The organism is Arcticibacter svalbardensis MN12-7 (genome assembly GCF_000403135.1).
GTDB lineage: Bacteria > Bacteroidota > Bacteroidia > Sphingobacteriales > Sphingobacteriaceae > Arcticibacter > Arcticibacter svalbardensis.
Genome location: NZ_AQPN01000068.1, coordinates 13,773 through 36,740, shown reverse-complemented (window position 1 = coordinate 36,740; position 22,968 = coordinate 13,773). Strand labels below are relative to the sequence as shown.

Annotated in this window: 22 protein-coding genes; 12 read left to right on the top strand and 10 right to left on the bottom strand. The window is 38.3% G+C overall.

Going from position 1 to position 22,968, the window contains the following annotated elements; genetic code table 11:
- The first annotated feature begins 212 nt into the window (after window positions 1-212).
- The gene (locus tag ADIARSV_RS08310) at window positions 213-1,193 is read left to right on the top strand and encodes an aldo/keto reductase (RefSeq protein WP_016195016.1); all 981 of its coding nucleotides are present in this window, start codon (window positions 213-215) and stop codon (window positions 1,191-1,193) included.
- A 201-nt stretch (window positions 1,194-1,394) separates the two neighbouring features.
- Here ADIARSV_RS08310 and ADIARSV_RS08300 read toward each other — a convergent pair whose 3' ends face one another.
- Window positions 1,395-1,703, bottom strand: a complete 309-nt coding sequence (locus ADIARSV_RS08300) for a helix-turn-helix transcriptional regulator (protein ID WP_016195014.1) — start codon at window positions 1,701-1,703, stop codon at window positions 1,395-1,397.
- Window positions 1,704-1,879: 176 nt separating this feature from the next.
- Here ADIARSV_RS08300 and ADIARSV_RS08295 point away from each other — a divergent pair, with 176 nt between their 5' ends.
- Genes ADIARSV_RS08295 through selD form a run of 3 tightly spaced genes read left to right on the top strand, consistent with a single transcriptional unit; the run spans window position 1,880 to window position 4,285 of the window.
- Window positions 1,880-2,167 carry an epoxide hydrolase N-terminal domain-containing protein gene (locus ADIARSV_RS08295; protein WP_016195013.1) on the top strand — a complete coding sequence of 96 codons (288 nt, stop codon included), beginning with the start codon at window positions 1,880-1,882 and terminating at the stop codon, window positions 2,165-2,167.
- 29 nt (window positions 2,168-2,196) lie between these two features.
- A complete protein-coding gene (gene mnmH / locus ADIARSV_RS08290; RefSeq protein WP_016195012.1) occupies window positions 2,197-3,252 on the top strand; it encodes a tRNA 2-selenouridine(34) synthase MnmH in 1,056 nt (351 codons plus the stop codon).
- Entirely contained in the window at window positions 3,242-4,285 is a 1,044-nt protein-coding gene (gene selD, locus ADIARSV_RS08285) for a selenide, water dikinase SelD (protein WP_016195011.1), read from the top strand. The genes mnmH and selD overlap by 11 nt, the downstream gene beginning before the upstream one ends.
- Here the strand turns inward: selD and ADIARSV_RS08280 are convergent.
- Both ADIARSV_RS08280 and ADIARSV_RS08275 read right to left on the bottom strand, forming a co-directional pair.
- The gene (locus tag ADIARSV_RS08280; RefSeq protein ID WP_152439814.1) at window positions 4,272-5,360 is read right to left on the bottom strand and encodes a PepSY-associated TM helix domain-containing protein; all 1,089 of its coding nucleotides are present in this window, start codon (window positions 5,358-5,360) and stop codon (window positions 4,272-4,274) included. The genes selD and ADIARSV_RS08280 overlap by 14 nt on opposite strands.
- Before the next feature lie 3 nt (window positions 5,361-5,363).
- Entirely contained in the window at window positions 5,364-7,715 is a 2,352-nt protein-coding gene (locus ADIARSV_RS08275; RefSeq protein WP_040299542.1) for a TonB-dependent receptor, read from the bottom strand.
- Window positions 7,716-7,875: 160 nt separating this feature from the next.
- Here ADIARSV_RS08275 and ADIARSV_RS08270 point away from each other — a divergent pair, with 160 nt between their 5' ends.
- Together ADIARSV_RS08270 and ADIARSV_RS08265 are read left to right on the top strand one after the other, a co-directional pair.
- Window positions 7,876-8,100 (top strand): hypothetical protein, encoded by a 225-nt coding sequence (locus ADIARSV_RS08270; protein ID WP_200864732.1) that lies wholly within the window; start codon window positions 7,876-7,878, stop codon window positions 8,098-8,100.
- Between the two features lie 254 nt (window positions 8,101-8,354).
- Window positions 8,355-9,737, top strand: a complete 1,383-nt coding sequence (locus ADIARSV_RS08265) for an NAD-dependent succinate-semialdehyde dehydrogenase (RefSeq protein WP_016195007.1) — start codon at window positions 8,355-8,357, stop codon at window positions 9,735-9,737.
- A 73-nt stretch (window positions 9,738-9,810) separates the two neighbouring features.
- On the opposite strand, the gene ADIARSV_RS08260 is transcribed toward ADIARSV_RS08265, so the two are convergent.
- Together ADIARSV_RS08260 and ADIARSV_RS08255 are read right to left on the bottom strand one after the other, a co-directional pair.
- Window positions 9,811-12,132: a TonB-dependent receptor gene (locus ADIARSV_RS08260; RefSeq protein ID WP_016195006.1), complete on the bottom strand. Its 2,322-nt coding sequence runs from the start codon at window positions 12,130-12,132 to the stop codon at window positions 9,811-9,813.
- 123 nt (window positions 12,133-12,255) lie between these two features.
- The gene (locus tag ADIARSV_RS08255; RefSeq protein WP_152439812.1) at window positions 12,256-12,597 is read right to left on the bottom strand and encodes a hypothetical protein; all 342 of its coding nucleotides are present in this window, start codon (window positions 12,595-12,597) and stop codon (window positions 12,256-12,258) included.
- Between the two features lie 254 nt (window positions 12,598-12,851).
- On the opposite strand from ADIARSV_RS08255, the gene ADIARSV_RS08250 reads away from it, so the two are divergent.
- A complete protein-coding gene (locus tag ADIARSV_RS08250; protein ID WP_016195004.1) occupies window positions 12,852-13,685 on the top strand; it encodes a universal stress protein in 834 nt (277 codons plus the stop codon).
- 109 nt (window positions 13,686-13,794) lie between these two features.
- Here ADIARSV_RS08250 and ADIARSV_RS08245 read toward each other — a convergent pair whose 3' ends face one another.
- Window positions 13,795-14,217 carry a nuclear transport factor 2 family protein gene (locus ADIARSV_RS08245; RefSeq protein ID WP_083936545.1) on the bottom strand — a complete coding sequence of 141 codons (423 nt, stop codon included), beginning with the start codon at window positions 14,215-14,217 and terminating at the stop codon, window positions 13,795-13,797.
- A gap of 160 nt (window positions 14,218-14,377) precedes the next feature.
- Here ADIARSV_RS08245 and ADIARSV_RS08240 point away from each other — a divergent pair, with 160 nt between their 5' ends.
- On the top strand, window positions 14,378-14,644 hold the full coding sequence (locus ADIARSV_RS08240; protein ID WP_016195001.1) for a hypothetical protein: 267 nt from the start codon (window positions 14,378-14,380) through the stop codon (window positions 14,642-14,644).
- 7 nt (window positions 14,645-14,651) lie between these two features.
- Here ADIARSV_RS08240 and ADIARSV_RS08235 read toward each other — a convergent pair whose 3' ends face one another.
- From ADIARSV_RS08235 to ADIARSV_RS22450, 3 genes are all read right to left on the bottom strand, one after another.
- On the bottom strand, window positions 14,652-15,389 hold the full coding sequence (locus ADIARSV_RS08235; protein WP_016195000.1) for an EcsC family protein: 738 nt from the start codon (window positions 15,387-15,389) through the stop codon (window positions 14,652-14,654).
- A gap of 6 nt (window positions 15,390-15,395) precedes the next feature.
- Window positions 15,396-16,598 (bottom strand): sensor histidine kinase, encoded by a 1,203-nt coding sequence (locus ADIARSV_RS08230; protein ID WP_016194999.1) that lies wholly within the window; start codon window positions 16,596-16,598, stop codon window positions 15,396-15,398.
- A gap of 85 nt (window positions 16,599-16,683) precedes the next feature.
- Entirely contained in the window at window positions 16,684-16,854 is a 171-nt protein-coding gene (locus tag ADIARSV_RS22450) for a UBP-type zinc finger domain-containing protein (RefSeq protein WP_235048385.1), read from the bottom strand.
- On the opposite strand from ADIARSV_RS22450, the gene ADIARSV_RS22445 reads away from it, so the two are divergent.
- The 3 genes from ADIARSV_RS22445 to ADIARSV_RS08215 all read left to right on the top strand — a co-directional run bounded on the left by ADIARSV_RS22445 (window position 16,795) and on the right by ADIARSV_RS08215 (window position 20,251).
- Entirely contained in the window at window positions 16,795-16,974 is a 180-nt protein-coding gene (locus ADIARSV_RS22445; protein ID WP_016194997.1) for a hypothetical protein, read from the top strand. The two genes, ADIARSV_RS22450 and ADIARSV_RS22445, sit on opposite strands and share 60 nt — an antisense overlap.
- 191 nt (window positions 16,975-17,165) lie before the next feature.
- Window positions 17,166-18,962, top strand: a complete 1,797-nt coding sequence (locus ADIARSV_RS08220) for a DUF1800 domain-containing protein (RefSeq protein WP_016194996.1) — start codon at window positions 17,166-17,168, stop codon at window positions 18,960-18,962.
- A gap of 17 nt (window positions 18,963-18,979) precedes the next feature.
- Window positions 18,980-20,251: a DUF1501 domain-containing protein gene (locus tag ADIARSV_RS08215; RefSeq protein ID WP_016194995.1), complete on the top strand. Its 1,272-nt coding sequence runs from the start codon at window positions 18,980-18,982 to the stop codon at window positions 20,249-20,251.
- An 18-nt stretch (window positions 20,252-20,269) separates the two neighbouring features.
- Here the strand turns inward: ADIARSV_RS08215 and ADIARSV_RS08210 are convergent, their stop codons facing one another.
- Window positions 20,270-21,301 (bottom strand): chemotaxis protein CheB, encoded by a 1,032-nt coding sequence (locus ADIARSV_RS08210; protein ID WP_016194994.1) that lies wholly within the window; start codon window positions 21,299-21,301, stop codon window positions 20,270-20,272.
- Between the two features lie 886 nt (window positions 21,302-22,187).
- Between ADIARSV_RS08210 and ADIARSV_RS08205 the strand changes: the two genes are divergently transcribed.
- Window positions 22,188-22,964: a polysaccharide biosynthesis/export family protein gene (locus tag ADIARSV_RS08205; RefSeq protein WP_016194993.1), complete on the top strand. Its 777-nt coding sequence runs from the start codon at window positions 22,188-22,190 to the stop codon at window positions 22,962-22,964.
- Window positions 22,965-22,968 lie beyond the last annotated feature (4 nt).

Here is a 22,968-nt window from a genome sequence, read left to right as displayed (position 1 = left end):
AAAAGCTAGTGATATGATAATAATGAAGTAAATTTCGATGTTTTCCTGAGGCAAATGTGCTAAAGCTAATCATGTGATTAAAAACCTCCTTTATCATATTTAGCAATTGGTTAATTACATTATAAAGAAATTTAAAGCAAACTAACTTTGATAAAATTGGGTTAAGTTCATAAGTATTTTAGAAAGTTTTATAAATTTTAAATCGCTTACAATTGGAATATATCAGATTTGGAAATACAGGCATGAAAGTGTCAAGACTTTGCCTGGGCACGATGACCTATGGAACGCCAACAGACCGTTGGCCATGGGCATTGAACGAAGAACAAAGCCGACCCTTTATAAAGACCGCGTTGGAATTAGGTATCAATTTTTTTGATACCGCTGATGTGTATACCGCTGGTGCGAGTGAAGAGGTAGTTGGGAGGGCACTTCTCGATTTTGCAAAACGAGATGAAGTGGTATTGGCTACTAAAGTGTTTAATCCAATGGGACCGGGGCCTAACGATAAAGGGCTATCCCGAAAACATATCATGAGCGCTATTGACGCCAGCCTTAAACGTTTAGGAACTGATTATGTTGATTTATATCAGATCCATCGATGGGATTACGATACACCGATAGCAGAAACAATGGAAGCTCTGCATGATGTGGTGAAAGCCGGTAAGGCCCGTTACATAGGGGCGTCATCCATGTATAGCTGGCAGTTCGCGCAGGCTCAGTATACGGCAGAATTGAACGGCTGGACTAAGTTCGTGTCCATGCAGCCGCATTATAACTTGATTTATCGTGAAGAGGAAAGGGAGATGATTCCTTTTTGCATCGACCAAAAGATAGCGGTGATTCCATGGTCACCATTAGCTCGCGGTCTGTTGACTGGAAAAAGAACCAAAGAAAGAAACGAAACTGAAAGATCTAAAACAGACGACTTCGGTAAATCGCTTTATCAAATGGACTCAGATTTCGACATTGTGAACCGGGTTACTGAAATTGCTGAGGAAAAGAACATTCCGAATGCACAGGTTGCATTAGCCTGGATGTTAACCAAACCTGGAATTACTGCGCCGATCATAGGTGCCAGTAAACCGGGTCACTTGGAAGACGCCGTTAAAGCCTTAGAGGTGAAATTATCGGATGAAGACATCAAACGTTTGGAAGAACTGTACCAGCCACATCCTGTGCTGGGTTTTACGTAAATCAAAGTAAACGATTACAGCTAATGGAAAAACCGGGATACGCTCTATTATTAGCTATGTTGTACTTATCAGAGCCTGGTATGGCTCAGATAAGTACTGCTGATCCTACTCAAAAACAAGTAAAATTCTTCTTTCCAGGGGATAAAATGAAATCGGGTGCTAAATTTAATTTTCCAATGAATTTTACGGAAGTACCTATTACTACAAAAGATAATATTGACGTTTTTCCTTTTCCTTCTTGATTTCGTAATAAGCTTGTAGGATAAACATGGTTCCTACCTCAAAACCAAGTGCTGTATCTATCTTTAATGCTAAAGCAGGTGTTAATCCCCGTTTACCTTTTGTTATTTCATTTAAAGTTTGAGGATATTCTGGTAAAGAAAGTGCAAATGGAGCCTTTTTAAGATTTCTTTTCTTTAGTTCGCGTTCTAGTACCATTCCAGGATGTATTCCTTTATATTTTTCTATCATCGCTTCCATGATCAAATATAAAGGAATTTGTTTATACAATTATATTGGAATTTAATTTAGAGTAGGAGATAAATGGATATGTCTATCAATTTATAAAGCTTGCGCATTCTTTGTAATTAAGATTTTGGTTAAAAATATCATATATTAATTCAGGATAATTGTATTGTAAATGGAGAATACATTGCTTTCCCAAAAATAGCAATTCAATACCTACTATGGCACAACCCTTTTCAGCAGATATCCCTCAACAGCTACTTGATGATTTAAAATTAAGATTAGAAAATATCCACTGGCCGGATGAAATAATCGATTCTGAATGGGAATATGGAGCAAACCTTTCGTACATGAAAGAGCTATCTCAGTATTGGCATGACACCTTTGACTGGCGGCAGGTTGAACGTGAAATAAATGCTGAAAAATTGTTACTGAAGAGTTCATCTATAGCATGCCGGGGCAATGAACCTATTTTGGCTTTACGCTGCTTTAACAATCAAGTCTTATAATTTGCGCATATTTGTGTCAAATCAAGATAATGATCAACCCAATTTCCATTAATGATTTTATCAGCCTACCTAATGCTATACCCTTAGTCGATGTGAGAACTCCTGCAGAATTTGAGCAGGGAAAAATTCCAGGGGCGTTCAATATCCCGTTATTTACAAATGAAGAACGAGTCATTGTTGGAACTACCTACAAACAGGTAGGAAGAGAACAGGCTATATTATTAGGCTTTGATCTGACGGGTAGCAAGTGGTCAGGCTTTATCAAACAAGCTTTGGAAATTGCACCATTGATGAAGATTGGTGTTCACTGTTGGCGCGGAGGAATGAGAAGTGGCGCGATGGCATGGGCACTTAATTTATATGGATTTGAGGTTTATCTTATTGAAGGGGGATATAAAAATTACAGGAAGTGGACTATTGAACAGTTTGAGAAGCCTTATCAGCTGACCGTTTTGGGTGGCATGACAGGATCTGGTAAAACTCAGATATTACATCAGCTTCAGTCTATAAATGAGCAGGTGATTGATTTGGAGGGTTTAGCTCAACATCAGGGATCAGCTTATGGATCGATGAACATCCTCATTCAGCCTACACAGGAACAGTTTGAGAATGATTTAGCCCTTCAGCTCAAGCAACTTGATCCGTGTCAACGTACCTGGGTAGAGGATGAAAGTTTAACCATAGGTCAACGATGTATACCCCATCCTTTTTGGGATCAAATGTGTGATTCGTTATTATTGAATATAAATGTACCACAGGGAAAAAGGGTTGAAATGCTGGTTGAAGAATACTGTGTTTTGGATGCTGGCTTTTTAATATCCTGTACAGAACGCCTGAAAAAGCGATTAGGTTTGGAACAGACTAAACTTGCCGTTCAAGCTATAGAGGAAAATAGAATGGCTGACTTTATTCGGATCGTACTGGTATATTATGATAAAACGTATGCTACTGCTTTAAGCAAGCGAAATAAGGAAGGGGTAGTTTTAGTAAATATAGACAGGATAGATTTAGTAGCCGATGTTAATAAAATTTTGAATGCTATACATAGTGAACAACCAACAATAAATGACAAAAATGGAAATTAAAGATATAAAACTTACTCAATACTCACATGGTGCAGGATGTGGTTGCAAGATCAGTCCCGCTATACTGGATACTATTCTGCATAGTGCTGTTCCTGCTGTAGCTGATCCTCGTCTTTTAGTAGGTAATGATAAAAGGGATGATGCCGCGGTTTTCGACCTGGGCAATGGTACTGCATTAATTTCGACTACTGATTTTTTTATGCCAATTGTGGATGATGCTTATGATTTTGGCAGAATAGCTTCCGCAAATGCGATCAGTGATGTGTATGCAATGGGCGGGAAACCTGTTTTGGCTATTGCTATATTGGGTTGGCCTATTGAAAAACTTCCACCCGAAACAGCACAAAGGGTACTTGATGGCGCTCGTGCTATTTGTGCAGTTGCAGGTATTACGCTTGCCGGTGGACATAGTATTGATTGTCCGGAACCTGTTTTTGGCTTATCTGTAAGTGGAATGGTGGATATTAAACACCTGAAACAAAATTCCACTGCTACAGTAGGTTGCCGACTTTACTTAACAAAAGCGCTAGGTGTGGGGATCTTATCTACGGCCCAAAAGAAGGGTATTTTACTTCCTGAAGATGCCGCAATTGCCCTTAAAAGTATGGTTACTTTAAATAAACTGGGTGAATTATTGGGTCAGTTGGAGAGCGTAAAAGCGATGACTGATGTAACGGGTTTTGGCTTGCTGGGACATCTTTCTGAAATGTGTAAAGGGAGTGGTTTATCTGCCGTTGTTGAGTTTGATAAGGTTCCGGTAATTCCATCTATGCCATATTATTTAAGTCAAAAGAGCTATCCAGGTGGTACCGAGAGAAACTGGAAGAGCTATGGTCATCAGATCAACACATTGACAGATCAACAGAAATTCATTCTTGCCGATCCTCAGACTAGTGGTGGTTTGTTAGTAGCTGTGGAACCTCAGGGGGTTGAGGAATTTGAGTCACTTCTTAAGGAACAGGGGTTGACGGATGTAATTTCCTTTGGCTGGTTAGAGGAGGCGAATAGTGAACATGTAATTAAAGTGATTTAGAGGCAGGTTTGCGTCTTTTATTCCACCAGATCATGAAGCCTGTTACCGGTAAACTTGCAGCTATTAAACTAGCCATGCAAGCAATTACTTTACTAAATAATCCAAATAGCTTACCTGTATGTAAATCATAGTTTGTTGCCTCAATGAAATCGGCAGCATTGAAATCTTTGTATAATTTTGCACGTAATAGTTGGCTGTTGGAGTCATCAAAAAAGAAAGTATTTTGTTTACGTGTCCATTTGTAAGGATAAACCATTCTTAAACGGAGTTCTCCTGTTTTTCGGATGGAGATGCTGGTTGAATTGGGTTTATCGTATTGATCTAGTATGGTCTGGTATACGTTGTCATAACGGATGGCAAGTTTTTTATTGAATAAAGGTTGTAGAGATTCTATGTTCCTTCCTTCCGAAAGTTTTGTACCTGTAAAAAAGCTGGCTGCTAGCTTGACTTCCTTAAACGCAAAGAACAAACCACTCAATGCAATGACAATTAAAATGCCTGATGCATAGAAACCCAGCACATTATGAAGATCATAATTTACTCTTTTTGCCGAGGCTTTCCATTTGATATTCACTGATTGTCTTAGTAATCGCATTTGATTTGGAAACCATAGAATCAAGCCTGTAATAAGCATCAGGACAAAGATTACAACAGACCAGCGCTGGATGAATTTACCGGATTCCCCAAGAAGGAGTGAGGTATGGATTTCCTGAACGGTATCTAACCAATCGGGCTTGCCTTCATAAACAAGACTCCCGTTATAGGGGTTGAAATAGTAAACCTTCTTTCCTGTATTGATTTCAACCGTAGCATTGGGTTTTTCTTCTGTAATTCTAATCAATGTGATCTTGCCCTTAGGAGCAACGTGTTCAAAATTGCTTATTACTTTGGCTAAACCTATAAATGTCTTTTTCTGCACCGGAACATAAAGATGTTCGGTTTGTGTGCTATTGCGGATCTCTTCTTCGAAAACGTAGATACATCCCGTAATGCTGATGACAAATACAATGAGGCCGGTACTTAAGCCCAGCCACAAGTGTATTTGTCTGATCGATTTTTTAAATTTCTTAGTCACGTATTAAAAAGAATATCCAGCTGAAAGGTTAAATCTTCGTCCATTACCGCGAACATAATTGATATCGCTTCCATAAAATTGGGAGATGCTCGGGTAATAAGCTTTATTGAATACATTTTCGATGCCCAGGTTTACCCTTAACGGCTGGCTTACCCGATAAGAAGCCGCAAGATTGAAGAGATTAAACTCCTTAACCGGACCTTCGCCAATGAGGTATTTTCCGGTAGTTGCATTCGCTTTAAAACGATCTCTATTCCCTACACGCATCCAGTTCAAGTCTAAAGATAGATTTTGAACTCCTGTAAACTTCAAGTATGCAGTCGTCTTTGATGGTGGAATACGAGTTGTATTTAAGTACACATCAGCGGCACCATCATACTTACCATCATTATCCACATCGCCTTTACCTTCAACCTGTGCATAGTTACCACCGATTGTTAAAGATTTCAGCAACTGATAATCTGCTTGTAGCTCAAAACCATAAACACGTTCCGGGATTCGCTGGGAGATATATACACCGTTTACCTCCAGTAAATTAGCGCCTAACTTTGATGTACTATAATAATAGGCAGCACTGAAGTTCAGATTTCCTATTGTACTGCTAAAACCACCCTCGTAGTTATTGATAATGATAGGTTTGGTTTCCAGCTGTTCTAATGTGTTTGCCTTGGCTGCTCTCAGCACTCTGCCAAGTTCAAATACAGAGAAGGACTGTGCGTAGCTAATAAAAGGGTTGAACAGTTTCAACTTCGAATAACGGGCGCCTGCATTGAATACCAATGCATTATAATTTAATGTCCCGCCTTTTACGGCAATGCTACCTGCGCCATTTGCTCCTGTGGCAAGTGTGTTGAAATCGTCTATATCAATATTGATATTTTCGGCTCTTAAACCTGCTTTCAGAGTAAGGTAACTAAACAAATTGGCACTGGCCTGAAGGTAGGGCGCAACATTCAGCATATTCATTTTGGGTACCCATGATCGTCCGTCAACCAGTTTTTGTGCCGTTTGATCGTTCATAAGATCCAATCCGTAGTTTAGTTGCATAGGAACTTGCGGAATGAAATTAAGAGGTGTATTTAGGTTTAAACGGGCTCCCTTTTTAGTAGAGGTAATTGCAGATTGTCCGCCTTCATAAAAGGATGCTGAATTTGAATAAATGGTATAAAAATCTTGAAAATAAAGATTGGCTGTCAGATCTGTATTTCCGAAGATCTGCTGATTCGTATATTGGAGGTTTGAATTGTGGTTAAAACGTGTTCCTTCATCTACTCCTGGCCTGTCACCGGCAATTCCTATAGCTGGTGATTGGTCATAAACTCCGGTTTTGGTTACATATCGGGAGTCTTGTCTGGAACTGAAATAATTGTACATCAGTTCTAACCTTTGTTTCGCAGTAATATCATAACCTACTTTGACAAAACCATTGTAAGATTTCGTTTCTCCCAGACCGTATTCTGGCGATATGACAAGGCCTTTAGCATCTCTGAATACGCCGGACTTCTCGTACATGCCACTTACAATATAATCGAACTTCGTTACCCGACCATAAAATTGCTGTGATACACGATAGCCTATTGTGCTATCACCTTCCAGGTTTCCGGTAAGGCCTATTTGAGTATAACCACCAAATTGTTTTCCGGTATTGGCCTTCTTCGTGATATAGTTGATCAAACCTCCTTCTGCACCATTACCATAAGTGGCTGTTGCTCCTTTTATGACTTCTACGCGTTCAATAACGGAGGGATCTATGCTCCGAATATCTCTGCCTCCAGCACGAAGAGGTGTAGATTGTGGAATGCCATCGATCAATACCAATACGTTTCTACCGCGAAGGGTTTGTCCTGAATTTCCTGTCTGGTTGGTAGAGGTACCTAAACCGGGTACGCTGTAAGAAAGTATATTCGCAAGGTTAGGACTGATGACCGATTGTGTATTAATGTCTTTAGCGGTAAGTACTGTAACTGAGGAGGGGGTTTGTGATAGTGATTCAGCTTTTCTGCTTGCGGATACAATAACCTCATCTAGTTTAGCGCTTTTATCATTCAAAACAATGGCTACACGAAGAGTATCGCTGGCTAGAACCACTACCTCTCTTTGCTGTGATTCATAACCCGTGCTTGAAACAGTAATCGTATAAGTTCCCGGATCAATTCTATCCAATTTAAATTGGCCTGATTTATCGGAGACTGTCTTTAGGTTTAACCTTTTGATATGAATATTTACATCGGAAACTTGATGATATAAAGAATCGGAGACTGCACCTTGTATGACGCCTTTTGAGCTCTGTGCGTATGAATACCAGGGTAATAGAAGCATTATAGTACACGTAAATAAGTAGTTTTTAATCTCCATGGGGTTGAATAAATTTTCGCTAAGATATATTATTATATTTAGACTTATTATAAATAAGAAAATAAATAGGTTTAATATGCGTTTAGGATAACCTCATGAAATGAACTGAAATAGTTCAAACAAATACTTATATATGCATCAATAATTAAATTCATTCACATTGAAGAAGTTTTTCGTTACCCTTTTCGTTGTTTTTTATCTTGGTGTTTCATCAGGAGCAACTATGCACTTTCATTATTGCATGGGGCAACTGGTGGATATGGGATTGGAAATGGATGGGAAGGAGTCCGCAAATTATAGAGGACCAAATTACTTATCCTTTAGTGGCAATCCCCAATATAAAATATGTGCGGGCAGATACAATGGCAGGGCACGATTCGAGTAAGATGTAAGGGTTTAATTGAAAACATACCATTTTAAGGGAAGGAGGACAAACATTATAAAATCTCCATTGTTGCATACTTAAATCTTAAACTATTCAAGTTTTAAGTAATTCATGATTTTGAGCCATAGTATTCACAAATCCCATTAATCATTGCTCCCAATAAAGGCAGTTTCACATATCCTGAAACGTATATATACTCGAAATTGAATAGTTTAAGAAGCTTTTCATTTAAATTCTATTAACAAATTCAAACAATGGCAATACAAACAATTAATCCTTTTAACAACAAGGTAATTAAGAACTTTGAAGAAATGACACCTGATGCAGTGGATGCTGCAGTTGGAAAAGCTGAAACACAATTTCATAGCTGGAAGAAAACGAGTTACGAGGAGCGTTCTGCATTATTGCATAAAGTAGCGGATCTAATGCGAAATAAAAAAGATCAGCTTGCTCATACGATTACACTAGAGATGGGTAAATTGCTTGCTCAAAGTGCAGGAGAAATAGATTTAAGTGCAGACATTATAGACTATTACGCTACAAATGGCGAACGCTTTTTAGCTAATAAGGTATTAGACACAGAATTTGGGGAAGCTTATATTAAAAGCAGTCCTATTGGTGTGCTACTAGGTGTAGAACCCTGGAATTTTCCATTCTACCAGGTAGCCCGTTTTGCTGCCCCTAATATCATGGTGGGAAACGTTATTTTAGTTAAACATGCTTCTAATGTCCCACAGTGTGCTCAGGCTATAGAAGAATTATTTACAGAAGCTGGAGCCCCTGCTGGAATCTACACCAATTTGTTTCTTTCCGGGAAAAACGCTTCCCTGTTAGCTGCAGATGATCGGATTAAAGGAGTCTCTCTTACAGGAAGTGAATTAGCTGGTGCTAGTTTAGCTGAGGCAGCAGGTAAGTCACTTAAGAAATCTGTGTTGGAACTTGGTGGAAGCGACGCTTTTATCGTGTTAGAAGATGCAGACATCGACCAGGCAGTAGAATGGGCTGTAGTTGGACGGATGAACAATACCGGACAATGTTGTGTGGCGTCTAAACGAATGATTGTTCTAGATGCTGTGGCTGATGAATTTCTTAAAAAATTTACAGCTAAATTAACCGGATTAAAGGTTGGCGACCCAATGGATGCTAGCACTGAATTGGGTCCTTTGAGCAGCGAAGCTGCTGCTGTACAGTTAGCAGATCAGGTTCAGCGTTCTGTAGATGCAGGAGCAAGGGTTGTAATTGGTGGAAAACGTATCGATCGTCCTGGTGCTTTTATTCAAGCTACTATTATAACGGACCTAAAACCGGGAATGGCTGCTTATCATGAAGAGCTCTTTGGTCCCGTAGCTTCTTTTTATCGCGTGAAAGATGAACAGGAAGCAATTACATTGGCTAATGACTCGCCATACGGCTTAGGAGGATCTGTATTTACTTCCGATAAAAAAAGAGGGGAAAATATTGCGGATCAGTTGGATACCGGAATGGTATTTATTAATCACCCTACCTGGACACAGCCAGATCTTCCTTTTGGAGGAACTAAGCGTTCCGGATATGGCAGAGAGTTATCCAGCTTGGGCATAGAGGAATTTGTGAATAAAAAACTAATTAGAGTGAGTGAACTTACTGACCCATTTTAGTTTTTTATATAATCGTTTTTATACCTAAAAGCCCCGCTTCTTTAAAAGGAGCGGGGCTTTTAAGTATATATTATTAATAATGCTTCAATGTAAAAGGAACATTTATACCAAATGTAATATTGCGTCCCATATTATAAATCCCTAATGTAGGATCTTCATCACTAAGTCTTCCTGGCTTAAAGCGACTTAAATGATCGTAATAGGCTTTGTTCAATAGGTTCTTACCAGCGATATATAAAGTAACATGCTGACTTTTGCTTATTTGTAAAGTAGTACCAATTGCTGCATTAAGCAGTGTATAAGCTGATGTAGCACTTTCAAACTGATCAATCTTATTCTGTTTAAAGAAGTTATCTATTCCAACAGAAAAATAGGTGTGCGACGTTCCTGAAATGGTAGGTTCAAAACGCAGTTCATTGCGCAATGTTGCTGCAGGAATAAATGGAAGAGACTCTTTAGTTGTCCGGTTGGTTGCCCTGGTATAAGAAAAACCGTTTTCGAAGTGGATAAATTTGACCGGATGCAAAGTAAGAGAGAGTTCAATACCGCGTAAAAAAGCATTATCCTGAACAAAACTATAGACAGGAAAGTTGCGATCGTCAATTAACCGGGTTTCACCATTGGTACTATAATAAATATAATCATTTATATAGTTGGCAAAACCACCTAAACTTGCGCTGATGTACTGGTTTTGATAATCGAAAGCTGCGTCCAGCTGGTAGCTCTGCTCCGGTTTAAGATTAGCATTACCTACTTCATAGCGAAAAGCACCCTCATGAACTCCGTTTGAGGATAATTCGGCAATGTTTGGCGCACGGAATGCACTTCCAGCATTCGTTTTGAAGCTAAAATCATCATTGAATTCGTGTGTGTAGCCTAAAGCTCCTGTTATATGTGAAAATTCATTGTTGAAGGCGTCAAATGTGGCATCACCATCAAAAGCTTTACCGGTCATTTTTCTATAATCGAACCTTGCTCCAGCGTTAAAGGTATCGTTATCCCAGGTTTTTTTGATATAAGCAAATCCACCCAAGGCTTGTGAATTATAATCGGGAATTAGCTGCTCTTCTCCAGTGGTATTCGAGCTGTGAATAAATTCGCCTGACACACCTACTACAGGCGCCCAGCCGTTCTGATCTTTAAAGGAATACTTCAGGTCATAACTATAGGTATGACTGTTTAAAAACAAGGCATTGCCTTCACCGGCTGTTTCGAGCTCACGGCGTTGGTTATGCTGATAACCAAATGTTGACTTCAGACTCCCTTCACCAAAAAGCAAATTACTATTAAGGGCGAATTTAGTATGGCGGACATCTTGCTTGGGAAAGGCCAGCGTTCTATCCTTATTCTGATTATCGGTAAAGACATTGCCTTCTTCATCAATTAACTCTCCGCTTTCATTTCTTACAGGTTCATAAAATCCTATATTATTGTGAAAGCTGGATGCGTCCAGATGTGCATATCCCCATTTCTTATTTAAACCTATTTGTCCTTCGAAATTTGTTTCATTAAAACTTGAATTAGGCACATACTCTGTTGGGGTCTGATAGGAATACGCATTTTTATACGAAGCCCGGGCTTTATAAATCAGACCATTTTCGTTACCCTGCAGCATCAAAGAGCTCCCAGACAAGCCATTGTTACTGGCATAATTAGTTAGAAATTCGCCTCTCAGTGTTCCATCAGGTGTCGGTAATCCATCAAGGATATTAATAACACCACCGAGTGCATCCGATCCGTACATTAAACTAGCGGGACCTCTTAACACTTCAATATGGTCGGCACTATATTGATCAATTTCAATACCATGTTCATCCCCCCATTGCTGTCCCTGTTGTTTTACTCCATCATTTACGGTTACTACTCGGTTATAACTTAAACCACGAATTACGGGTTTTGATATCGATGGACCTGTAGTAATCTGGGAGATCCCTGGTACACGGGAAATGGCATCGATCAGGTTTGTTGAAGGATGATATAAAAGGTCTGCTTTACTGACACTGGCTACAGATGTACTATTTTTGCGATTATCAGAACTGGTAGCAGAGCCGGTAATGATCACTTCCCTGCCTTCTATTACACTGGGATGAAGTGAAAATGCTAAAGTGGACTGATTGGAAAAGTCAATCAACTGGGTAATGGTGCTATAACCAACATAACTTACCTGAACCAGAAATCTTCCGCGTGCAGGTAAATTTTTAAAAGTGAAGTCGCCATTTTTGTCCGCTACAACAGAAACGCGCAGATCGGGAATAGCAATTGTGGCACCTGGTAAAGCAGATTGGCTCTGTGCATCAATAATTTTACCAGACAATTCGGATATATCAGCTGCAAATGAGTTGGTTAAAACAAAGGCAGACAGGATGACAACTAGGAATAGATGTATATTTTTCATAAAATATTTTATGTAAATAGGGCATGATCGTTTGATAAGCAATCCGTTTTACCAGATCCATATCAATCAAAATAAATTTAGCATCAACCATCTAAAGGGATTGATTCATAAGTTTGTGAATGATCAGGCCAATGGTGGTCCTCTAAGAGAGGTGCCAATTAAAAGAGTATAAGAGGCGGGTGTAGTGGCAAAGGTTTTTACAAGAATAGTACATTGCAGATTAACTTTAAATACCAGTTTATTTGGAAAGCAATAATCCTTGATAAAATGGGCTGAACAAATTAAACAGGAATGTACCTGACTTTTAACATGTATTTTATGCGAACAGAATTTTCCATTTACACCGCAATACTTCTCCTCCTTTTCATGATGATGAAAAGAACTCCATGGCGTAAGTGCTATAGCAAATACACAAAGCAAGAATAGGGCAACAGCCCGTTTGATATAGGAGTGTTTGTTTTTCAATTCTAAGCGCAAAATTAATCAAATTGATATCATTATCACCATTTATAAGTAACATTAATAATATAGTACGCCATAATTAACCATTTTAAAAACGAAAATCCATCGTCTGTGATATCAGACACATTTGCTTGAATTTTTTAAATATTTAATGCATAACGCTAACTTTGTATGTAGTTATATGCCTCATTATCTTAGTATGAGGTTACACATTTTTAAACATTAACTATTGTTTAACCGATTAATAGTTTAGAAAAATGAAAACAATTGTCATACCAGTAGATCATTCTGTTGCCGCAGAAAATGCCATCAAATACGGTACTGCCTTTAGTGCGGCCACTGAAAATGAAAGGATTATCCTACTGCTGAGTTTATATGTTCCTATATATGTCCAGTGTATCCCTTCAGTCGATTATGTTCAGGTAAGTGATAAAATCATGACAGAAGACAGGACAATTCTGGAAGCTGAGTTACAACTAACTGCACAAAGGTTAAGAACGAAAGTAAAAACCGGAGTTATTGTAGAAACTATTACCAGTGAAGAGCCTTTAGCACGTGCCTTAAATCAGCTTTCCAACGAGCAGCAACCTGACCTCATTATTGCAGGTGTTTGCTGTGAAACAGATGAGGATGATAGTTTTGTAGAGTCGCAGGTTATTCACATAGCAAAAACGAGCACAGTTCCCGTATTGATTGTTCCATCCAATGTGCCTTATCAGCCGATTGAAAGAGCTTTGGTACCTTGCGACTTTTCTACGGTATCATCCGTTAATTTACTAAAAAACTTACGACATACTTATCTATGGCTTCATCCAAAGTTATTGGTGCTAAATGTGGCTCCGGGCGATAAACATATGCAGGATGCGCATGAAGACATGCTGGAAGATATATTGTCAAAATATCAGTATGATATATATTATTCATCAAATAAAAATATCTTAAAGGGAATTTTGCAATTTCAGGAACAAAACGAGGTGCAAATGATTATAGCGCTTCCTGGAAAGCATAGTTTTTTCTACTCCCTTACGCATAAAAGCATTTCTGAGGCAATAGCGCTAAATGCTAATTTGCCTGTATTGATTTTAAAATAAGAAATCTGCATTTTCTTTTCTATAATTGGAATGATCTCATTAAAATACAAAAGACCCGAAATTCGGGTCTTTTGCTATATGTGAAATTTAGTTAGATTAGGTACAATCATCAAAAAGAAGAGGTTACATTCGTAATTTTCCATCCCTCAGTGGTATTAGCAAGAGAAACAAAGTTCACTTTAGTAAAATCAGGATATTTCATGGTCACTTTTACCAGAGCCTGAGCATCGTTGAGTTCAACAACATTATAATCTGTGCTACAGTTTTGCTGCATATTTTGATTCTGTTTTGCAAAAGTTACCATTTCGGATTTATTGTAGTTGATTACTTTTTTACCGCCTGTTACAGTGAACTTAACATCGCGGTCCAATACATCAGCGAATCCATTTACCTGTCCATTAGCTACTGCCTGAATGTAGGTTTTTAAGGCATAATTCATGTTCATCTTTTCATTGCCTGGTTCGTCTGCTGCAAATGCACTGATTGATACGAATAATAATACTGCTGCTGTTAGAGATTTTAGAGTTTTCATAACGTTGTTTTTGGGGAGTTTTTGTTTTTTCTTTTGTTTGTTGATTCAAAAGTAGGCTGAGAACTGATGTCAGCAAAGAGGTATTAGGCTAACGGCAGGAAGTTTTCGGTGAAAACAGGGTAGGAGTCGGTGAAGTTATCCTTAACTTTAAGGCATGCAAATGCAACTTAAAAAAGGATACGTGGAATTTAGTGCGGAAATCCTTCAGGATTGGATTGATAGTGGGGTGAGTTATATCAAATTGGTTGAAGTTGAAATGGTTGCACCATACAGTGCTTTTGAACTTATTCCCAATTCGGAAATACCTGAAGAAGGGGAAATGATTCATAATATCCATTCGGAGGATATTTCGGAATTATTGGAAGGAATGGAACTGGTGAAGTTCTTGGTACATGAGGTGTATTTAGAGGAGGAAGAAGAAGTTTAATATCGTTTTATCTATTGGTAATTTTCAAAGGGCTTACTTTACGCATTCTGTAGCAATTCATAGCTGTTTCGCCTAAAATAGCGATCAATTTGTAATTGGCTATAGCTCCTACAGCAGCACCAATAACAGGGATAAGCTGGGCCATTTTTGCAAGATCGATATAATCCCGGTATTCTTGCTGGAAAATGCGCCAGTCAAATTCACCTACATCATAAGGCAATGAATTACTATAACCCTGCCAGTTCACTATTATCTGATACACTTCGTTACGTCTTTGCTGACTCGAAAAAGCTAATTGAAAGATATATAGAATATAAAGCCTTTCTTTGTAATCTTTTACATCATGTCCATATAACGCTGCAATTGCAAACAACAACTTTATTTTTATACCGATAAGGATGGGAAAATCGGCGAGACCGGTTAAAATGCCTCCGGCACCGGTAACTGCCCCTTCAACTGTAGCTGTTTTTTGATAAAATTCTATTTTCTTTTTGACATAAGCTTCCCGTAAATGTAAGGATGTATCTGACAGCGCCTTATTGGTGGTAAATTTGGAACCAAACAAAACCGCTTTCACCATATTTTCAATGGCCAGCGTAATTGCTTTATGAATTTTATCAGGGATCAGATTGTTGATTTTACCTTGTATGTTTTTGGATAACCGATCCGTAATTGAAGGCTTTTTTAGCATTTTCTGCTGCCAGATGTGTAACTCTTTGTATGCTTGCTCTTCGTGGGATGTCATATCTGTTTATTTTTTTATCGTTATAAAAAAGGTGGTTCCTTCTCCTGGAGTAGATTCTAAATAGATAGTTCCTTTTAAAGCAGAAATTAAATCTTTTACGGTTGATAATCCAATGCCTGAACCCATATTATCATATCGGTCCGCAATCTTTAACGTAAAGTTGCTATCGAATATTTTTTCATGGTATTGTTCTGATATACCTATGCCATTATCCTCAATTTCGAATCGATAGAAATCTTCATCTTCTTGATAGCGGATTTTTATAGTTCCCTTTTCCTTATTATTATAACGGATTGCATTACTCAATAAGTTGATCATGATCTGCTCGAAAGCGATGAAAGATAGATGTAATTGATGTCTTTCCTGCGGCAATATGATCTCGACATTCTCTGGAATGCTGATTAGTTCAAGCACTTTCAAAATTATGTTGTTCAGTTCAAAATTTTGTTTTTTTTCTAACAATAAAGAGGGTGATTGGGAATAAGCCAGCATATCATCAACTAGTTCAAGTAACGTTTTAGTTGCACTTATATTCATATCAACTAATTTCAAACAGCCATCATCCTGGATCTTCTCATGCCTGATCTTCAAGGCCTGTGAAGTCAAGAGTATGCTGCTTAACGGGTTTTTAATATCATGTGCCGCCATTGAAGCAAATTTCTGAATGATCATATTTGAATTCAACAGGTTCTGATTTGTCCTTTCAAGAATCAGCATTTTTCTTCTCAGTTCTATCTTGTCCACCACCTGTTTGGCCAATGTTTTTAATGCTTCAATCTGATCCACTGACAGGTTATGAGTTTGCTGATCTAAAACACAAAGTGTGCCTAACGCGTGTCCATCTTCATTAATTAAAGGCACTCCGGCATAGAATGCAAGTTTAGTGGGGCCCGTAACCATTGGATTATCAGCAAAGCGTTCGTCTAATGCCGCATCAGGTACAATCATTATTTCATCACTTGAAGCAATGGCATGTGTACAAAACGACAATTCTCTTAGATTTTCCGTTAAATTTGTTCCATGGTGTGACTTAAACCACTGATGCTTTTCATTAATAAACGTAATTAGCGCGATGGGTATTTGACAAATGGCTGAAGCTAAAGAAGTTAGCGCATCGAAATCTTTTTCCTCACCTGTATCAAAAATATGATAGGATTCGAGTGCAGCTAATCTGTCTTCTTCATTGTTGCTTAAAGGTAAAGGAGACATTGGCTTAAATTTAAGTTGAATGAATAGATGTTCTCAAATATACAAATATATCCATATCAACGTTTGATTCATACTGGTAGATAGGTTAATAGTCGACAAACTGTTCATCAGGGTAACACCAAAGCCAGCGTTCACCCTTTTCAGCGGAAGCAATAACTGGGTGCTGGGTTTCATGATAATGTTTAGTCATGTGTTTATGAGGAGAAGCATCACAGCAAAGGGTGTGACCACAAGTCTGACAGGTGCGCAAATGCATCCAGCTGCCTTGTATTTTGATGCATTCCTCGCAAATACGGTTCTTTCCTACGACAACTTTTTTAATGGCCTTAATGTGGCTGCATGCATTCTGATCGATCATTTTCTGAAGTTTTATTAAATATAAACAAAATATATATTTTCTTAGTTGATATCACCAAGTCTTTAAGTGGTATTCAGATTTATGAGAGAGCTAAGAATACCAGCAAAACAAAGGACCTTCTAACTACTTATTTAGAAAAACAAATAAATGTAATAAGATTAAACCTATTGCATTATTTAAAATCATAGATATGATTAAAATAGGCGAAAATGAAAACGACATATAAACAGTTGACTTGGTTTTGCGCAATAATAAGCGTCGTTATTATATTTTCTTCGTTCTATTCGAACAGAGAAAGTAGTAAAAACACTTTTTTATTTCCTTATAAACAGGCTGGATTAAATGAGCGCCAGGCAGCCGCTCATTTATTGAGTCGTTTTACTTACGGTGCTACACCAGGGGAAATTGATGAAGTGGTTAAGATTGGATTGGAAAAATGGTTTCAAAATCAACTGTCTGGAGATCTCCCTGATGATTCATTGAATTTAGTCTTATCGTCGTTTGATGCATTAGCACTAAGCAATAAGGAAGTGGCAGCTAAATATCCGAATCAAGGACAGATATTGCGCATGGTAGTAAAAGATGGTACTGTGGATAAGGATTCTGTAAAAAAGGATGGGAAGGTGTATCGGGATGTCTTACAGCAATATATGCAGAATAATGGTTTAAAGCCAAGGCAAGATCTGTATCGTCAATTTATTAGTCAAAAAGTATTAAGAGCTGCTTACAGCAAAAATCAGTTGCAGGAGGTGATGACCAGCTTTTGGTTTAACCACTTTAATGTATCTATAACAAAGAATGATTGTGCAGCCTTTATTCCTGCATACGAAAGGGATGTGATACGGCCTAATGCCATGGGGAAATTCAGTAACTTGTTAGTGGCTACCGCTCAATCACCAGCAATGCTGTATTTTTTGGACAATTTTAGTAGTGTTGGAACTAAGGTGACCTCAGGTTCAACTATGTCCATGGCGAAAATGCGGAAACCTAAAAGCGCAAGGGGCTTAAATGAAAATTATGCACGTGAGGTCATGGAGTTGCATACCCTGGGGGTTGATGGAGGGTATACTCAGCTGGATGTTACTGAGGCGGCACGGGTTCTGACGGGATGGACGGTTTATCCAATGGGAGTTGATACTAATCCAATAGAACGACCAGGATTTGTTCATGAAGGTGATTTTCTTTTTACACCTAATCGTCATGATAACAGTGTAAAGACCGTTTTGGGTGCTTCTTTTGGACCTGACGGCGGGTATCAGGAAGGCCAGCAACTACTCAATATGCTGGCACATCATTCATCTACAGCTAAGTTTATTTCAGGGAAAATAGCAATCCGCTTTGTAAGTGATCATCCATCGGAAAAGCTTATTGATAAAATGGCGCAAGTATTCAGGGATAAAGATGGTGACATTAAACAGGTATTAATAGCTATGGTTACTACATCTGAGTTTTGGAGCGCAACGTCTGTGAGGGAAAAGACAAAATCACCTTTTGAACTGGCAATTGGAGCAGTGCGAAGTGTTCATGCAGACATTAAGCAGCCATATCAGTTATTCAACTGGATTAGCAGGATGGGCGAGAAAATGTACTATTATCAGGCACCAACGGGTTTTCCTGATAAGGGACAATATTGGATCAATACAGGTGCTTTACTAAACCGGATGAATTTTGGTTTGGCATTGGCATCAGGACGCATTCCTGGAGTTCGGGTTGACTTAATCGCACTTAATAATCACCATGAGCCAGAGAGCGCACAGGCAGCTTTACGCATATATAGTCAACTTATAATGCCTGATCGTGACTTGGCCGCCACAATTAAACGGCTAACACCTATGCTGAATGATCCGGAATTGATTAAAAAGGTAGATGTTGCAAGTGCAAAAGTATCAGCACCGCAAGCCGACATGGATCAGGACGAAGTGAAGACCAAAGTATTAGGGAATTCGACCATGCTGGCACAGGTAGTAGGAGTCATTTTAGGCTCTCCAGAATATCAAAGACGTTAACCATTAAAAAAAAAGATATGGTATCTAGAAGAGGTTTTTTAAAATCGGGTGGATTGGCCTTATTTGGGGTTGGTCTGATGGGTGGGATACCTTCATTTATTGCGGAAGCCGCAGCAAGTGCAAAGTATCAGGCACCTTATAAAAAGAAAAAAACGTTGGTTTGCATATTTCAACGAGGTGCAATGGATGGTTTAATGGCAGTAACTCCATTTACCGATGAGTATCTGAAAGCAGCCCGGCCAACCTTATTTATGTCAGCTGCCAGGAATGCTAATGGGAACTCACTAATCGATCTGGACGGTCGCTTTGGTTTGCACCCCGCAATGCAGGGGTTTGAACCTTTGTTCCGGGAAAAGCGGTTGGGAATTGTTCATGGGATAGGATCGCCAAATACGACACGGTCACATTTTGATGCACAGGATTATATGGAATCGGGAACTCCTTTTAATAAAGGTACCTCAAGTGGATGGTTGAACCGTGCCGTTGGTTTGCTTGGGCATGATGCACTTACTCCATTTACAGCAGTGAGTTTGACGTCTGCTATGCCACGCTCTTTTTATGGCGACAATCCATCCGTTTCCATTAATAACCTGCAGGAATTTGCCATACAAATGAGAGGTAATCAGGCAGGCGCTAATCTGGCAGCTAAAAGCTTTGAGGATTTGTATGATCAAACTGCATCAGGCCTGCTTAAAGATACAGGAAAAGAAAGTTTTGAAGCAATGAAGATGTTGCAGAAAGCAGATACTAAAAATTATAAGCCGGCGAATAATGTCATATATCCTACCTCTGCTTTAGGTAATTCTCTGAAGCAGATAGCTCAGCTAATAAAAATGGATGTAGGTATGGAAGTTGCCTTTGCTGAATCAAATGGTTGGGATACTCACTTTAATCAAGGTGCTGGTAATGGGATATTTGCACGTAATGTTGAAGATCTGAGTAACAGTATGATCTCATTTTGGAATGATCTAAGTGCTTATCAGGATGAGGTTACAGTTATGACAATGACTGAATTTGGACGAACCATACATCAAAATGGTACCGGGGGAACTGATCATGGACGTGCATCCTGCAATTTTATATTGGGAAATGATGTGAACGGAGGTTTGATCCACGGGGATGTTAAACCATTGGCAGTGGAGAACTTAGAAGATGGAAGGGATCTGGCTGTAACTACAGATTTCAGGAGTGTATTTAGTGAAGTTGCCGACAAACATCTTCATATTTCCAATGACAGGATCCTATTTCCGGATTGGAAAGGTGATCAAATAGGGGTAATGAAGGGTTAAGGGTTATGAGGAGATAAATTAAATTGGTGTATCGCTTGAAGTGCCTTTATCGTTAACCTGTAATAAGGCTCTGATCCGATCGATATGCACTTGAGATAAATTTGCCCTCTCAAGTGCTGATTTTCCAGCTGCTCCTTTCTCTTTCTCGGCAATAGTAGTGAGTAAATTCTTTCTTTCTTCAAACATTCTTAAAGCAGTCCACATTGTTTCTTCAATCTTTTTTGATTGCTCCGCTAATAAAGAAGCCGCGGTATAGGCATGACCGGTATGACACCTATAGCGCAGGGAAGAACTTTTATTCATCAACCATAATACGCCACCGCAACCAGGACAATTAAAAGGTACTTGTTTTCCAAGAGCATTTACAGAAGGTAAATCACTTAAAACCCTCATTGCAATATCAGCTTCAATACTGATATCCAACGGAATGGGCTTTCTCTTACCAGGTTTACGGGATAATAGCTTGGACAACAATACGCCCATTTGTGCAATTGGCAGGCAATAATCTATCTTAATCTGGTTTAATGCATTTTGTGGCATATCAGGATAGTCAGCTTCTGCAGGATCCTGAACAATGCAGATGCCACCACATTTTTTTATCACAGTTAAGCCTGCGGTACCATCGTCTAGATATCCTGTTAAAAGTACGCCAATAGTACGATTTCCAAATGCTACGGCTGCTGAACGGAATAAGGGGTCAATTGCAGGTCTGGAACGATTTTCCATGGCCCCTTTAGTGACAAGCATTTTCTCATCATCGGCAATCATTAAATGATGATCGGATGGTGCCAGATAAAGATGTCCGGATTGAAGTTTAGTTCCATTGATTGCATGCTCACATATCAGGTTACTATTCTTCCTTAGCGCCTCCAGAAGTACATTCCCTGTGGCATCAGCTGAAATGTGTTGAACAACCAATATAGGTGCATCAAAATCTTTCTGCATCTGACTGGTTAATTTTATTAGTGCACTGAGACCTCCGGCAGATGTACCGACAACAACAACATGCTTGTTTTCTTCTTGAGTTTGAGATGCTTTGAGTTTGGGCATAACATAAAATTATATAAAATAAAAGTAAATCAAGGGTAAAATTTTTTTTACCGTAAGTGTGAACCGCTTAGCTGCAACAATGGGTTCGTCTTATATGGTAACTGACACATTTATGAACATACTGTGAAATTACATTCTTAAGAAATTTTAGCTAATGCAATTAACAATGTCTCGCATACAGTTGAGGTAGAATATCATTAAAACTGGATGCATTTAAACTATTATTTTTGTTATGCATTTTTATAAAACCTTACTCTAAGTCTCAGGTACTTCAATACCTTGAATTAAGCTTGGAAATTAAATATTCTCAAGAGATATTTAGAAAAAAAACACCTTAAAAACATTGCTGGCTTTAGCAGGTTAAATACAATTATTTACCCTGTAATAATTGTATTTAACTTAATAAACAAGAAATAAAATGCAATATTTTGCAAGAAATTAGCACAGTTTGAGAATTTCAATTTGCAAAAAAATCTTATTATTTCTCAATTAAACTCATTTTTCACACTTTTATTTCCCGATTAAAGGTAATCTTTCATAAAACTCTACAGTTTAAGTACTTATTCTAAAAACAGTGAAATTTACGTAAACATCGCTTAATTTAGAAGTATAAAGTATCGCTCTGATTTTTAGGGGTAAAACAAAGAAAATATAGCGATGCACTTTATAAAGTTTTTAATTGACTCTGTAAGTGGAATGGCGAAGCTGTTTTTACTGCAAATAAAACACACACTACATCTACTATAATACTTCCAAAAAACGAATATTATAATTCGATTATGTTCACTCAAATGCTCAAATCTTATTTACACATTAGAAGATTTGACGTTAAAATTGCTGAACAATACCAAATCACCAAATAATTTTACTGTTTAATTTTGATTAGATGCCCAAACTAAGTATTAATTACTCCTTCATCTTACTCTTGATGTTAACTTCATGTGGTTCATATAAAACCATACCTTATTTTCAAGATTTGGCCCAAAAAGATTCCATTACTCAAAATGTATTAAATTATTCGCCACTTGCCATACGGGCGAACGATATTCTGGCTATTAATGTAATTAGCAGGAACCCTGAATCATCATCGATATTCAACTATAACCTGAGTAATGTTAAGGGTAATTTTACAGTTGCTCCGGATAATCCCTTAATTGGATATCCTGTTGATGAAAATGGGAATATTCATTTACCGTTAATTGGCACATTGCCAGCAGCTGGCTTAACCACATTACAGCTGCGCGATAAGCTTAACACATTGTTATTAACTTATTATAAGGATCCTGTGGTAAACATAAGGATTGTTAATTTCAATGTTTCAGTCTTAGGGGATGTTTTAAGACCAGATGTTTATACCTTACAGAATGAACATACGACCATCACACAGGCGATAAGTATGGCTGGTGATTTGAACATTACCGCAAAACGTACGAATGTTTTAATTATCAGAACAGAGAACGGAAAGCGAAAATTTGTAAGACTTGATTTGACGTCAAAAAACATATTCAATTCCCCCTATTATTACTTAAAGAATAACGATGAGATCTATGTGCAGCCAGACCGCACAAAATACGCAACAGTTGATCGTGGTTATCGAACAGCCACACTTGTACTATCAGGACTATCTATTATAGCAATTGTTCTATCAAACTTGTACCGATAAAATT